General features: G+C 71.8%; 14 protein-coding genes and 1 tRNA gene. 9 read left to right on the top strand and 6 right to left on the bottom strand.

Annotated features, from left to right (window positions below):
- Window position 1 precedes the first annotated feature (1 nt).
- From AC24HA_RS10615 to AC24HA_RS10600, 4 genes are all read right to left on the bottom strand, one after another.
- A complete protein-coding gene (locus AC24HA_RS10615) occupies window positions 2-448 on the bottom strand; it encodes a hypothetical protein (RefSeq protein ID WP_425709891.1) in 447 nt (148 codons plus the stop codon).
- Window positions 445-891, bottom strand: coding sequence for a hypothetical protein (locus AC24HA_RS10610; RefSeq protein ID WP_425709892.1), 447 nt, complete (start codon window positions 889-891; stop codon window positions 445-447). Before AC24HA_RS10610 ends, AC24HA_RS10615 begins: the two co-directional genes overlap by 4 nt.
- 66 nt (window positions 892-957) lie before the next feature.
- Window positions 958-1,437: a hypothetical protein gene (locus AC24HA_RS10605; RefSeq protein ID WP_425709893.1), complete on the bottom strand. Its 480-nt coding sequence runs from the start codon at window positions 1,435-1,437 to the stop codon at window positions 958-960.
- The gene (locus AC24HA_RS10600; RefSeq protein ID WP_487563500.1) at window positions 1,437-1,757 is read right to left on the bottom strand and encodes a hypothetical protein; all 321 of its coding nucleotides are present in this window, start codon (window positions 1,755-1,757) and stop codon (window positions 1,437-1,439) included. The genes AC24HA_RS10605 and AC24HA_RS10600 overlap by 1 nt, the downstream gene beginning before the upstream one ends.
- Before the next feature lie 499 nt (window positions 1,758-2,256).
- On the opposite strand from AC24HA_RS10600, the gene AC24HA_RS10595 reads away from it, so the two are divergent.
- Window positions 2,257-2,333 (top strand) — tRNA-Pro (locus tag AC24HA_RS10595).
- Between the two features lie 143 nt (window positions 2,334-2,476).
- Here the strand turns inward: AC24HA_RS10595 and AC24HA_RS10590 are convergent.
- Together AC24HA_RS10590 and AC24HA_RS10585 are read right to left on the bottom strand one after the other, a co-directional pair.
- On the bottom strand, window positions 2,477-3,610 hold the full coding sequence (locus AC24HA_RS10590) for an aminotransferase class V-fold PLP-dependent enzyme (RefSeq protein ID WP_425709895.1): 1,134 nt from the start codon (window positions 3,608-3,610) through the stop codon (window positions 2,477-2,479).
- Between the two features lie 4 nt (window positions 3,611-3,614).
- Window positions 3,615-4,130 (bottom strand): O-acetyl-ADP-ribose deacetylase, encoded by a 516-nt coding sequence (locus tag AC24HA_RS10585; protein WP_425709896.1) that lies wholly within the window; start codon window positions 4,128-4,130, stop codon window positions 3,615-3,617.
- 261 nt (window positions 4,131-4,391) lie between these two features.
- On the opposite strand from AC24HA_RS10585, the gene AC24HA_RS10580 reads away from it, so the two are divergent.
- The 8 genes from AC24HA_RS10580 (at window position 4,392) to AC24HA_RS10545 (ending at window position 13,486) form a co-directional block, all read left to right on the top strand.
- Window positions 4,392-4,889 carry a dihydrofolate reductase family protein gene (locus AC24HA_RS10580; protein ID WP_487563629.1) on the top strand — a complete coding sequence of 166 codons (498 nt, stop codon included), beginning with the start codon at window positions 4,392-4,394 and terminating at the stop codon, window positions 4,887-4,889.
- Between the two features lie 56 nt (window positions 4,890-4,945).
- Window positions 4,946-6,022 (top strand): YdcF family protein, encoded by a 1,077-nt coding sequence (locus AC24HA_RS10575; RefSeq protein WP_425709898.1) that lies wholly within the window; start codon window positions 4,946-4,948, stop codon window positions 6,020-6,022.
- A gap of 29 nt (window positions 6,023-6,051) precedes the next feature.
- Window positions 6,052-7,263, top strand: coding sequence for a GDSL-type esterase/lipase family protein (locus tag AC24HA_RS10570; protein WP_425709899.1), 1,212 nt, complete (start codon window positions 6,052-6,054; stop codon window positions 7,261-7,263).
- A gap of 72 nt (window positions 7,264-7,335) precedes the next feature.
- Window positions 7,336-8,478 (top strand): ROK family protein, encoded by a 1,143-nt coding sequence (locus AC24HA_RS10565; RefSeq protein WP_425709900.1) that lies wholly within the window; start codon window positions 7,336-7,338, stop codon window positions 8,476-8,478.
- Window positions 8,479-8,697: 219 nt separating this feature from the next.
- Window positions 8,698-9,786 (top strand): substrate-binding domain-containing protein, encoded by a 1,089-nt coding sequence (locus tag AC24HA_RS10560; protein WP_425709901.1) that lies wholly within the window; start codon window positions 8,698-8,700, stop codon window positions 9,784-9,786.
- A 168-nt stretch (window positions 9,787-9,954) separates the two neighbouring features.
- A complete protein-coding gene (locus AC24HA_RS10555) occupies window positions 9,955-11,481 on the top strand; it encodes a sugar ABC transporter ATP-binding protein (RefSeq protein ID WP_425709902.1) in 1,527 nt (508 codons plus the stop codon).
- Window positions 11,478-12,494: an ABC transporter permease gene (locus tag AC24HA_RS10550; protein ID WP_425709903.1), complete on the top strand. Its 1,017-nt coding sequence runs from the start codon at window positions 11,478-11,480 to the stop codon at window positions 12,492-12,494. The genes AC24HA_RS10555 and AC24HA_RS10550 overlap by 4 nt, the downstream gene beginning before the upstream one ends.
- Entirely contained in the window at window positions 12,491-13,486 is a 996-nt protein-coding gene (locus tag AC24HA_RS10545; RefSeq protein WP_425709904.1) for an ABC transporter permease, read from the top strand. The genes AC24HA_RS10550 and AC24HA_RS10545 overlap by 4 nt, the downstream gene beginning before the upstream one ends.
- Window positions 13,487-13,501 lie beyond the last annotated feature (15 nt).

Here is a 13,501-nt window from a genome sequence, read left to right as displayed (position 1 = left end):
GTCAGTCGTCCTGCGGACTCAGGCCGAGCGCATCGCACTCCGTGCGCAGACCGCTGACCGCGTCGTCGGCGGCCTGCTGGTCGAGGAACTGTTGCGCGGACACGAGGTCCGTGCCGTGCTCCTCGAGCTCGTCGTAGGTCGGGTCGGCGACCGATGCAGCGGACGCGAGCTGGACGATGATGCCGAGCCGCGCATGGACCGGGTCGTCGTCGATCCCGCCGAGTGACATGAGGTCCAGCGGTTCCGGCAGCTGGTCGACGACCGAGCACACGTGAGCGGCGTCGGATGCGGGGCCCGGAGCAGCCTCGTCGGCGGAGCCCGCGCTCGGCAGGACGAGCCACACGACGAGGAACCCCAGTCCCGCGCCGACGAGCACGGCAACGAGGGCGGCAAGGACCTGCGGCCCTGAGCGGCGCTCCGGTCGTCCGGAGGCGGTGTGCGCGGTCATGATGTGCCCTCCGTCAGACCGAGGTCCGTGCAGGTGGTGCGGAGCGCGTCGAGTCCCTGGGTGACCCTGGTGCTGTCGAAGAACAGGGTCGCCTCGCGGATCTCGGTTCCGCTGTCCCGGATCGGCTCGTAGGTGGGATCGACCAGGCTGGCGGCCGCACCGAGATCGGCTATCGAGTGCAGCAGTCCCCACGTCGGGTCCTGCTCGAGATCGCCGAGGCTCTCCAGGTCGACCTCGCTCGGCAGCCGGTCCGCCACGCCGCACGCATAGGCGGCGTCGGCCTCCGCGGACGAGACCTCGGGGGCCTCGTCGTCGCGGAGGAACCACCCGGCCGCCGCTCCCACACCACCACCGACGACGAGCGCGACGACCGCGACAGCGACCAGCAGACCGCGGCCCCTGCGCGGGGGCGCGTGGGGCCCACCGGGGGTCCGGCATCCCACGGCGGTTGGTGTCCCTGCCACGTCGGTGGCTGCGACGCGTGCGGAGCGGGTCCCTCCCCCCGACGATCAGGCGTCGGCGTCCCATGCCAGGTCAAGGCGCTCACACTCCTCCCGGAACTGAGCCAGTGGCTCGGTGGCTGCGGCGATGTCGAACGCCCGCTGGTGGGCCGACCTGATCTCGCCGCCGAGCTCCTGGAGCGGGACGAACGTGGCGTCGGCCGCCGCTGCGGCCGAGGGAAGGACCATCAGCGCGCCCAACCGGTAGAAGAGCGGATCGTCGTGGTCGGCGATCATCTCGTTCGAGAGGTCGTCCGGAAGCTCGCCGGCGATGCGGCAGGCGTGCGCCGCATGGTCGCGGGGCTGCAGGCTCTCGGAGGCGTCGTCGTCGACGAGGAGGAGGCGGTGCAGCAGGAGACCGAGCCCGACCCCGACGGCGAGCGCGAGAACGGCGACGATCGCTCGGACCGGGCCTGCGCCGCGCCCACGGTCCGACGGGAGCGCGGTGGCGGAGGACCGTGCGGGCGGACCCCCGTGGTGGGTACTCATCACGCGTCCTCCTCGAGACGGTCGCACTCGGCGCTCAGGTCGCCCAGCGCGGCGTTCACGCCCGGTTCGTCGAAGTTGACGATGCTCCGATGCAGCGTGGCTGCGTGCTCGAGGAGCGCGGCGTAGCGCTCGTCGTCCGCGTCCGCGTCCGCGGCAGCGGCCAGCTCGTGGACGGACAGCGCGAGCATGTAGCCGGGATCGTCCGAGCCGCTGGTGGCGCCGTAGTCCCAGTCGGACTCAAGGTCGCGGGAGACCGCGCAGGCATGCGCGGCGTCCGCCTCGGCCGCCGAGAGCTCGCCGGGCTCGCCACCCCCGATCAACCAGCCCACCCCGACGCCGACGGCGGTCCCGACGACCAGCAGCCCGACGCCGATCGGGACGAGGTGGCGGCGTGGGGGAGCAGCGGGGGCGTGAGGTTGGGCGGCGTACTGCTGCTGGGGATGTGCCTGCTGCGGCCAGGCCTGATCGCCGTCCTGCTGGGGCGGGTAGGAATGCTCCGGCCCGGGCTGGTAGCCGTGCGTCCGGGTAGGGTGCGGCTGTTCCGGCCACGGCTGATGCCCGTGCGGCTGCGGGGGGCCGTGCTGGTGCGGGCCGTAGTGACGAGGAGACGGTTGATGAGGGGAGAACTCCGGGGGGCGGGCCATCGCCTCACTGTGCCCGGGGGTCAATGGCAGGTCAATGTCTGACCGTGCGCGCGAATGGACAGGGGTACCCTGGCCCCATGCTCGCTGGTGACGTGACGTGCGCGACGCTCGGCGGATTGGAGAAGCGGCGTCCCCGCGGTGTAATCTCGTGCGGTCCCGCGGTGCTCCGCGGAGACGGGCTGTGGCGCAGCTTGGTAGCGCACTTGACTGGGGGTCAAGGGGTCGCAGGTTCAAATCCTGTCAGCCCGACCATGTGATGTCTGAAGGCATCTCGAGGGCCCGAACTCACGGACGTGGGTTCGGGCCCTCGTCATGTTCGGGGTCGGTAGTCGCGGTCGGTGAGACGCGCTCACACTCCGCTCGCGGTACTTGGTGCTGCAGGAAACCGCGCCGCCTCAGCGCGCCCTGATCTGGTCCAGCGCCCGTTCGAGGCGGCCCACGGCGGCGTCGACGTCGGCGAGCTTGTCCAGCCCGAACAGACCGATCCGGAAGGTGGAGAAGTCCTCGCCCTCACCGCACTGCAGCGGCACGCCGGCCGCCACCTGCACGCGGGCCTCCTTGAACGCCGCGCCGCTGCGCAGCTCCGGGTCGTCGGTGTGCACGACGACCACGGTGGGCGCGGCGAAGTCGGGGGCCGCGACCGACGGCAGCCCGCGGGAGGCCAGGAGGTCCCGCACGCGAGCGCCCAACTCGATCTGTGCCGCGCGCTGCGTCTCCAGCCCGCGCTCCACGGTCTCGCGCATGAGGTCGAGGTTGTGGGTGAGCGTGTCGGTGGGCATGGTTGCGTGGTACGGCGCGCGTCCCTCGCGGTAGTCGTCGGCTATCGAGAGCCACTTCCTCAGGTCGGCCGCGAAGCTCGTGCTCGTGGTCGAGAGGACCGCCTCGCGACCCGCCTCGCCGAGCATGACGTAGCCGGCGCCGGGAGAGCCGCTCCAGCCCTTCTGCGGCGCGGTGAGCAGCACGTCCACGCCGGTGTCGGACATGTCCACCCACAGCGCCCCGGAGGCCACGCAGTCGAGGACGAACAGCCCGCCGACCTCGTGCACCGCGTCCGCCACGGTGCGCAGGTAGTCGTCGGGCAGGACCATGCCGGCCGCGGTCTCGACGTGCGGCGCGAACACGACCTCCGGCCGCCTCTCGCGGATTGCCGCGACGACGTCCTCGACCGGCGCGGGCGCCCACGCAGCCTGTGGCTCCGTCGTCGTCGGCCGTGCGGCGCACACCGTCACGTCGTCCGTGATCGACCCGGCCTCGAGGATCTGCGTCCATCGGTAGGAGAAGAGGCCGTTGCGCACGACGAGCACGCGGCGCCCGGTGGCCAGCTGGCGGGCGACCGCCTCCATCGCGTAGGTGCCGCCGCCGGGCACGACCGCTGCGCTGCGGGCGCTGTACGTCGTGCACAGGATGTGGAGGACCTCCTGCAGCACCCCGACGAAGCGCCGCGACATGTGGTTGAGGGAGCGGTCGGTGAAGACCACCGAGTACTCGAGGAGGCCATCGGGGTCGACGTCGTCGTGCGGCAGGATCACACCATCACTCTGCCACGTCCGACCGAGCGATCTCTGTCTCGACCCGGTCTCGCACGCCGGGGTCGAGGGCGACGATGCGCACCCGCTGCACGTCGGTGGGGGTAGTGAGGATCGTCGTCACCGCTGCCCTGACGGCGTCGTCGAGCGGCCAGGCGTACACCCCTGCGCTGATGAGCGGGAACGCCACCGTGCTCGCCCCGAGCTCGTCGGCGACCTGGAGCGAGCGGCGGTAGCAGGACTCGAGCAGCGACCGGTCGCGCTGCCCGGCGCCGTAGTTCGGTCCCACGGTGTGGATCACCCAGCGTGCCGGCATGTCGCCCGCCGTGGTCCAGCCGGCGTCACCGGTGGCGAGCCCGTCGGGGAACCGCGCGACGCAGTCCGCCAGGACGGATGGTCCACCCACGCGGTGGATCGCACCGTCGACGCCGCCGCCTCCGCGCACCCGGTTGTTGGCGGCGTTGACGAGGGCATCGACGTCCTGCCGTGTGAGGTCGCCCAGCACGGCGGTCAGCTCGGTCATCGGCCCAGTCTGGGTCGCCTCCGCCCGGGCGTGCAACGGATCACGACACGCACGACGCCGGAGGAACGGGGCCGGCCGGTCCGCGCACGGAGCACCACGGTCCGTACCGTGTCCGCACGGCACCGGTGCCGACCAACCGACGGGGGAGACATGAGCACGCACGAGGAACCAGCAGCGCACGAGCACCCAGGGTCGCCCGACGGCACGAGCGCCCGTACGCTCGCGATCACCCAGAACATCACCGTCGACGGCCGGGTCGAGATGCTGGGGGACTGGTTCGACCCGGCCGCGCAGGACGAGGAGCTCCTCGCGGAGATCCACCGGCAGGATGCGACCTGCGACGCGCTGCTGCTCGGCCGCCGGACCTTTCTCGACCTTCGCGGCTACTGGCCGGAGCAGACGGACGACAGGACCGGCATCGCCGACCAGCTGGGCACCGTGGCCAAGTACGTCGTCTCGACGACGTTGGCCGACCCCGGATGGCAGCGCTCCACGATCATCGGCCAGGACCCGCTCGCGGCGATCCGCGACCTCAAGCGCCGACCGGGGCAGGACATCGTGTGCACCGGCAGCATCACCCTGTGCCACGCCCTCCTCTCGGCCGGGCTCGTGGACGAGGTCCGGCTGTTCACCTACCCCGTGATCCAGGGCCGAGGCCGACGGCTGTTCCCGGACGATCTCCCCGCTGTCGACGCCCGCCTCGACCGATCGATGTCGTTCGGCAACGGAGTGACCTACACGGGCTGGTCCCTGCAGTGACCTCCGGGGCCGCGACGATCGAAGGATCGCCGCAGGTCAGGCGTTAGGTTGCGCGTATGGACACGACCTGGATCCTCGTAGTCGTCGCCCTGCTGGGCCTGTCGGCGACGGCGGCCGGCGTCGTCGGGATCGTTCGCGACGGCAGGCGGATCAGCACGCTGGTTCGTGCCGTCCTCGGGCTAGGCACCGCCGTCCTCGCCGTCGCTCTCCTGCTCTACTCATGGGGGCACGAGGGGATGCTCCTCACGGTCGGCATCGCGGCACTCGTCGTGGTGGTGCTCGGGAACGTACTCGGCTATCCGCTGCTGGTGCTCTTCCTCCTGTGGAGCGGCGTCACCGTCCTGCGGCGGGAGAGCCGCACTCTCGGCAACGCGCTGGCCCTGGTGGCCGGCGTCGGGCTGGTGCTGCTGCCTGGCACGCTGGGCCTGCTGGAGCCGTCCGGGACCGCGCAGCCTGATGCCGGTTACATGGTCCGGTACGCGGTGCACCTGGCGCTCGTTCTGATCGTGGCCGAGCTCGCCTTCTCCTTCGCGGCGTTCCTCGGCGCCTCCGTGCTCTACCGGTGGCGCAGGACCCGGGTCGTGCCCGAGGCGGTCATCGTCCTCGGCTCGGGACTGCGCGACGGCGAGGTGCCACCCCTGCTATCCGGCCGTCTCGAGCGAGGACTCCGCGCGCAGCAGGAGCACGACGGTCGTCCCGTGATCATTACCAGTGGCGGACAGGGCCCGGACGAGCCTCGTTCCGAGGGCGTCGCGATGCGCGAGTACCTGCTCGAACGCGGCACCGAGCCGGACCGGGTGGTCGCCGAGACGGAGTCGAGGAACACCTCGGAGAACCTCCGGTTCTCACGGCGACTTCTGACCGCCGCTGACGCCCCGGTGGAGGTCGTCACCAGCAGCTACCACGTGTTCCGAGCCGCACTGCTGACTCGCGACCTCGGCATGCGGGCGCGCGTGCTCGGGTCGCGCACCGCCTGGTACTACGTCGCCAGTGCGATGCTGCGAGAGTTCGCCGCGCTCACGCGCGACCACCTGCGCCTGCATGCGACCGTGGTCGTCCTGCTCGTGGCCCTGGCCGTGGCCCTCACCCTGGTGGTCGTCCCGGCGTCGGGCACGCCGACGGGCTCACCGTGAGCACCGACGACGAGGAAGGACGGCGACTCATGATCAGTACACCGCTGACCGACGAGCTGCTGCGCGGCCACGAGATGCTCGAGCACACCCCGCGAGGCCGGCGCCCGCACCGCCTGCCCGGCTGGGTCCTCGACCAGGTGCCGGACCCGCGGATGGCGGCGATGGAGGCCCAACCCTCGGGCGTACGGGTCGCGATGCGCACGACGGCGCGGACCGTCGAGCTCACCGTCCACCCGACCCGGCTGACCCTCCTCGGCTTCGACCGGCCGCGCGGCGCCGTCGACCTCGTCGTCGAGAACCGGCTCGTCACCAGCGACGTGCTCACGGGCGGCGACACGATCGAGACCGACCCGAGGACCGGGCTGACGACTCGGTCCGAGGGCCCGCCGCACGTGGCCCGCTTCGAGCTGGACCCGGGCGACACGCTCGTCGAGCTGTGGCTGCCGCACAACGAGTCGGTCGAGCTCCTCGAGCTGCGCACCGACGCACCGGTGGCCCCCGCACCGCCGGCGGGTCGGAGGTGGCTCCACCACGGCAGCTCCATCAGCCAGGGCTCGAACGCGACGTCGCCGGCCCGCACCTGGCCCGCTCTCGCCGCCCGCCTCGGCGGCGTCGAGCTGCGCAACCTGGGACTGGGCGGGAACGCGCTGGTGGATCCCGGCGTCGCGCGCGTCATGCGCGACACCCCGGCGGACCTGCTCAGCGTCAAGCTCGGCATCAACGTCGTCAACGCCGACGCGATGCGCGTGCGCACCTTCGTGCCGGCCGTGCACGGGTTTCTCGACACGATCCGCGAGGGCCACCCGACCGCGCCGCTGGTCCTCGTGTCCTCGACGCACTGCGCGATCCACGAGTCCACGCCCGGTCCAGGGGCGTTCGAACCCGCGAGCCTCACGACCGGGCAGGTGAGGTTCGCCGCCACGGGGCGGCCCGGTGACACCGAGCTCGGCCGCCTCACCCTGACGGTGGTCCGCGAGGTGCTCGCCGAGGTCGTCGCGGGTCGCGACGACCCCCACCTGCACCACCTCGACGGCACCGCGCTCTACGGCGCGAAGGACGAGGCGGACCACCCCCTGGCCGACGCCCTGCACCCCGACACGGCCGCCCACGAGCTCATCGGGACGAGGTTCGCGGAGTACGCGTTCGGCACCGCCGGCCCGTTCGCCGGGACGGACGACGGCGACCGGACCGGGGAGGAACGCCCCGCCGCATCCCCACGGCAGCCACTCGACCAGGGGTAAGGTCCATCGACGCCGCCGCGTCGCTCGGACGCCGGCACACCGACGGGTGCGACGAGGGACGAGGGAGGCGACGTGCCGGAGGAGACGCCGCCTGGCCGACGTGTGGTCGAGTGCATCCGGGCGATGGGTCCGATCTCCCGGGTCGACGTCGCCCGCGAGACGGGCCTCGCCCCCGCCACGGTCAACCGGTGGGTCGCGCGGATGATGCGCTCGGGCCTCGTCCGGGACGTCGGTGCGGACCTGGGGACCGGCGGACGCCCCTCGGTGCTCGTCGAGCTCGACGAGCGCCACGGGGTCGTCCTCGCCGTCGACGTCGCCGACCGGCACCTCGACCTCGCCCAGCTCGACCTCAACGGAGCGGCGGTGAGCACCGAGCGCATCCCGACGTCGGGGGCGACCGGGGACCAGCGGCTCGACGAGGTCCTGGGGCACATCCTGGCCGCCGTGCAGGCGGAGGACTCCCCGCCCGTGCTCGCCATCGGCGTCTCGGTCCCCGGCCCGGTGGACAAGCGGGGCACCGTGCTCTTCGCCCCCTCCCTCGACTGGCACGAGGTCCCGCTCGGACGCCTCCTGGTGGAGGCCACCGGACTCAGCGTCGTCGTCGAGAACGACGCCAACCTCATCGCGCTCGCCGAGTACTCCCGCGGACCGTGGGAGAACGTGCAGACACTGGTGACGATCGCCGTGTTCGACGGCGTCGGCATGGGCATCGTCGAGGGCGGCAGGGTGTGGCGCGGTGCCACCGGTGCTGCCGGCCAGGTCGGACGGATGCTCTTCACGCCGGACGCGCTGGGCACCACGTTCGAGGGCTTCGGCGACCTCGAGCTGCACCTGGGGCGGGTCGGCATCGTCGCCCGCGGTGCCCGCCGAGGGCTCGTCCCCGTCGGCGACCCGCGCGACGCCGACGTCGTCCTCGAGCTCGCCGCCGCCGGCGAGCCCCGTGCGCGGGCGCTCCTGGGCGAGCTGCTCGACGACTACGCGTTCGCGCTGGTCAACATCTGCGCCCTGCTCGAGCCCGACGTCGTCGTCATGTCGGGACTGTTCGACCGCTGGGGCGACCTGGTGATCCCGCTCATCGCCTCGCGCATGGCCGGCCAGGTCATCACCATGCCGCGGCTCGAGCGGCCCTCCATCGGTCCATCCGGGGCGATGACGGGGGCCGGGCTGCGGGCGTTCGAGGAACGCGGCGGCCTCGGCTCGCTCATCGAGCCCTGACGGCACCTCCTGTGCGGAGCGCCCTCCACAGGGCCCGTCCCGGCCGACCGGCACGCCCGCCGGGGCGGCCTGGCTGTGTCCCACGGCACGGCGCGCCGACACGCGACACTCCGTGTGATCCAATGCGCTTGACGCCGGCGAACCGCCGGAGGTAGTTTCGCGGCACGACTTCAAATCACCCCGAAAATAAGTCGGCCACCGGTTCAAGGAGGAACTGTCATGCGCAAGCGCACAGGAGCTACGGCAGCAGCAGGACTGTCGTTCGCGTTGCTCGTCGCGGCCTGCGGGTCGGGCGACGACGGCGGCGACGGTGGCGGCGGCGGTGAGGGGGAGGCCCAGGAGGGTCCCTTCACCATCGGCGTCAGCAACGCGTTCGTCGGCAGCGAGTACCGCACCCAGATGATCGAGGTCATCGAGGAGACGTTCGCCGAGTACGAGGAGCAGGGCGTCGTCGACGAGCTCGTCATGGAGAACGCGGACGCGGACGTCAACGGCCAGATCCAGCAGATCCGCAACCTCATCAACCAGGACGTCGACGTCATCATCGTCGACCCGAACTCCGCCACGGCCCTCGACGCCGTGTTCCAGGAGGCCATCGGCCAGGACATCGCCGTGTTCGCGATCGACCAGGCCGTGGAGTCCGAGGACGTCATCAACGTCGGCATCTCCCAGGAGGACCTCGGTCGAGCCAGCGCCGAGTGGTTCGCCGCCGAGGTCGGCGAGGGCGCCAGCATCGTCACCGTCGAGGGCGCGTCCGGCAACCCGGCGACCGACGCCCGCTGGGCCGGTGCCGAGCCGGTCTTCGAGGAGGCCGGCATCGAGGTCGTCGCCCGCGGCGACGGCGGCTGGGACCAGTCCGTGGGCCAGACCACGGCGACGGACCTCATCTCGACGAACCCCGACATCGACGGCATCTGGACCTACGACGGCATGGCCCAGGGTGTGCTGCGCGCCGTCCAGGCGGCCGACGCCGTGGAGGACCTCGTCATCGGTGGTGAGGCGCGGGTCGGCTTCATGTCGATGTGGAGCACCATGCTCGAGGAGGGCACGGACTTCTCCAGCATCGGTGTCATCAACCCCCCGGGGACCGGCGCCGCGGCGATGCACATCGCCATCCGGATGCTCCAGGGCGAGGAGCTCGACGAGTCGCAGCTGGAGAACGGCAACACCGTCGTCCTCGAGCTCGCCGACCCCGTGACGAACGAGAACTTCGAGGAGCAGTGGGCCGAGGTCTCCGACCAGCCCGACACCTACGTCCTCGACTCGGTCCTCACCGCCGAGGACGTCGACCAGTACTTCGCCGGCTGAACGCGGGCGGCGCCACCGCCAGGTGGCGCCGCCCCTCCCGCTCGCCCGGGTCCCGCTCGCCGCACCACGCGACGCGGCGGGGCCGGGCGAGCCTCACACCATGTCCGGGGACACGTCCCGGCCCGACCCACTACCGCCCCACGACACTCGCCCCAAGGAGGTGCCCTCGTGACCACCCTCGCGATCGACCAGGTCGACAAGCGATACGGCGGCGTCCAGGCGCTCAAGGATGCGTCGCTCGAGCTCCGCGCCGGCGAGGTGCACGGGCTGCTCGGGCCGAACGGCTCCGGGAAGTCGACGCTCAACAAGGTGATGTCCGGCGCCGTCAAGCCCGACCGCGCCCGGATCCGCGTCGACGGCACCGAGATCTCGATCGACCGGCCGCTCGACGCCCAGCGCCACGGCATCGCGTCGGTCTACCAGCACCTCTCCATCGTTCCCCACCTCACCGTGGCGGAGAATCTCGTCCTCGGCACCGAGGCCACCCGGGCGGGCTTCCTCGCCCCCGGGCGGCAGCGGAAGCGCATCGACGAGGTGCTCGAGCGGCTCGCGCCCGGGCTCGGGCCGAGGGTGCGCCCCGACACCCGCGCCGGCCGCCTCGGTCCCGGGCAGAGCCAGATCCTCGAGCTCGGCAAGGCCTGGCTGCGGGACCCGCGCTTCCTCGTCCTCGACGAGGCCACCGCCTCCCTGCACCGCGACCAGGTCGAGCTCCTGTTCTCCGTGGTCCGGGAGCTGACCGCGGACGGCGTCGGCGTCGTCTTCGTGTCCCACCGGATGGAGGAGGTGCTCGCGCTGTGCCAGCGCGCGACCATCCTGCGCAACGGGCTCAACGTCGCGACCGTGGAGGTCGCCGAGACCACCGACAAGGAGATCGTCCGCCTCATGGTCGGTGACGATCTCGCCGCCCGGGTCGGTGCGGCGACGGAGACCAACCGACGACCGGACCAGGACCCCGTCATCGCGACGACCGACCTCGTCGCCGACGGGGTCGACAGGGTGACGCTCCAGGTGCGCCCCGGAGAGGTCCTCGGCCTCGGTGGTCTGCAGGGCCAGGGCCAGTCCGAGCTCCTGCTCTCGCTGTTCGGCGCGAACCCGGCCGGCGCCGGCGAGATCTCCGTCGGTGGCCGTCCGCGGCGCCTCGGTCGCCCCCGCACCGCGATCCGCGCCGGCATCGCTCTGGTCCCCGGCGACCGCGGCAAGGAGGGGCTCTACGACAAGCGCTCGATCCAGGAGAACATCTCCACCGTCTCGCTGCGGGCCCGTAGCCTCCTCGGCGCCATCTCCATGCGTAAGGAGCGCACGGTCGCCCGCGAGCAGGTCAAGGCGATGAGCATCAAGATCGGCTCGCTCGACGACCCGGTGAGCAGCCTGTCCGGCGGCAACCAGCAGAAGGTCGTCATCGGGAAGTGGCTCCCGGCCAACCCCCGCATCGTCCTGCTCGACGACCCGACCAAGGGCGTCGACGTCGGGGCGAAGGCCGAGATCTACACGATCATCCGCGCGCTGACCGCCGACGGGGTCGCGGTCGTCCTCAACTCGAGCGACGACACCGAGCTCGAGGAGCTCGCCGACCGCGTGCTCGTCCTGTTCGAGGGCGGGGTCGTCAGCGAGCTCGAGGGCGACGAGATCACCCACTCCGCGCTCGTGGCGAGCGCGCTGCGGGTCGACGACGAGGAGGAGGCCATGCCCTCATGACGCAGACCACCGAGAGCTCGACCTCGAGCTCCACCACCCGCACGGTCGGCGACATTCTGCGCGACGGCAGCTGGCAGCGGCGCCTGAACTTCTCCCTGTCGGGCTGGGTGACGCTCGGCCTCCTGGTCGGGGTGATCGCGCTCAACGCGTCGCTCCAGCCCACGTTCTTCACCGAGTACTCGATCACGAGCAACTTCGCCACCTTCGCCCCGCTCGTGCTCGTCGCGGTCGGACAGGCGATCGTCGTCATCGGCGGCGGCCTGGACCTCTCGGTCGGCTCGAACCTCGCGGTCTCCAGCGTCGTCTCCCTGCGCGTCATGGACGGCGACGACAGCAGGATCCTGCTCGGCATGGCGGCGGGCGTCGCCACCGGTGCGCTCTGCGGGCTGCTCAACGGCGTCGTCATCGCGGTCGTCCGGCTCCAGCCGCTCATCGCCACGTACGCGACCGGGTCGGTGTTCGCCGGAGCCGCCCTCGTGGTGCTCCCGTCCCCGGGCGGCAGCGTCCCCGGTGACATGGTGAGCACCTACCGCGACACGGTCGCCGGCCTGCCCGTCGCGGCCCTCATCGTGCTCGCCTGCATGGGCGTGTGGCTCGCGCTGGACCGCACGAGGCTCCTGCGGCACATCCGGGCCGTGGGCGGCAACGAGCAGTCGGCGTACACGTCCCTGGTCCCGGTGGTCAGGTCCCGCGCCTGGACCTACACCCTCGCCGGCGCGTTCGTCGGTGCCGCCTCGCTGACCATCCTGGCCAACTCGGGATCGGGCGACCCGTTCATCGGTGAGGCCTTCGTGCTCGACTCGATCGCCGCCGTCGTCCTCGGGGGCATCGCGCTGTCCGGCGGTCGCGGGACCGCGATCGGCGCCGTGGCCGGGGCCATCATCCTCACGATCATCGACAACGTGCTCGGGCCGCTTGGCGTCCCGACCTTCTGGCGGCCCCTGACGAGCGGTCTGGTCATCATCGCCGCCTTCGCGCTGTCGGTCCTCACCAACCGGAGGGAGTCCGCATGAGCACGTCGACGGACCTGACCTCGGACGGCGACCTGCGGGCGAGGCTCGCGACGGTCGTCCGTCAGCCGATCGTCATCGCCGCTCTCGCCGCGGTCGCCATCCTCGTCGTCGGGCAGATCGTCTCGCCGGGCTTCGCCGGCTACGGGCAGATCGTCTCCATGCTCCGCGTGGCGAGCTTCCTGGGAATCATGGCGATCGGCCAGACCATCGTCATCCTGTCCGGCAACACCGGCATCGACCTGTCCATCGGCGCGGTCGCCACGTTCGGCGCGATCGTCGGGGCGCGGGTGATGGACGGGGACAACTCCAACCTCTTCCTCGGCATCCTCATCCCGGTCCTCCTCGGTGCGGGCCTCGGGGCGATCAACGGGCTGGGCATCGTGTTCCTGCGCCTGCCACCGTTCGTCATGACGCTCGGCATGATGGGCGTCGCGGGCGGGCTCTCGCTGGCCTACACCCAGGGCGTGGCGGCCGGCCGCAGCGCCCCGTTCCTCACGAGCCTCGTCAACACGCGCTGGTTCCTCGGCGTGCCCGGCGTCGTCTACGTGTGGATCGCGCTCATCGTCATCGTCACGCTCCTCCTGCGGCGGACGTCCTACGGCTGGAACCTCTATGCGGTGGGGACGAACCGGCGTGCCGCACGGCTCTCGGGCCTGCCGGTCGGCCGGACCGTCGTCGGTGCCTACGCCGCCTCCGGCGCGTTCGCGGTCGTCGGCGGGCTCATGCTCCTCGGCTACAACGAGTCCGTGCTGCTCAACCTCGCGGACAGCTACACGCTGACCACGGTGGCCGCCGTCATCATCGGTGGCACGCTCGCCGCCGGCGGCGTGGGCGGCTACGCGGGAACCGCCATCGGTGCGGTGGTCCTGCAGTTCCTCGACAGCTTCCTCAGGACGGTGGCCATCCCGCAGTCCTGGCGGACCATCATCACGGGCCTCGTCCTGCTCTCCATCCTCGCTCTGTTCGGACGCCAACGCCGGCTCCGTTCCTGATCCACGTACACGACC

The sequence above is a fragment of the Georgenia sp. Z1491 genome, assembly GCF_057652395.1.
Note: the sequence above shows the minus strand (reverse complement) of the source record. Positions and strands in the feature narration are given on the sequence as shown.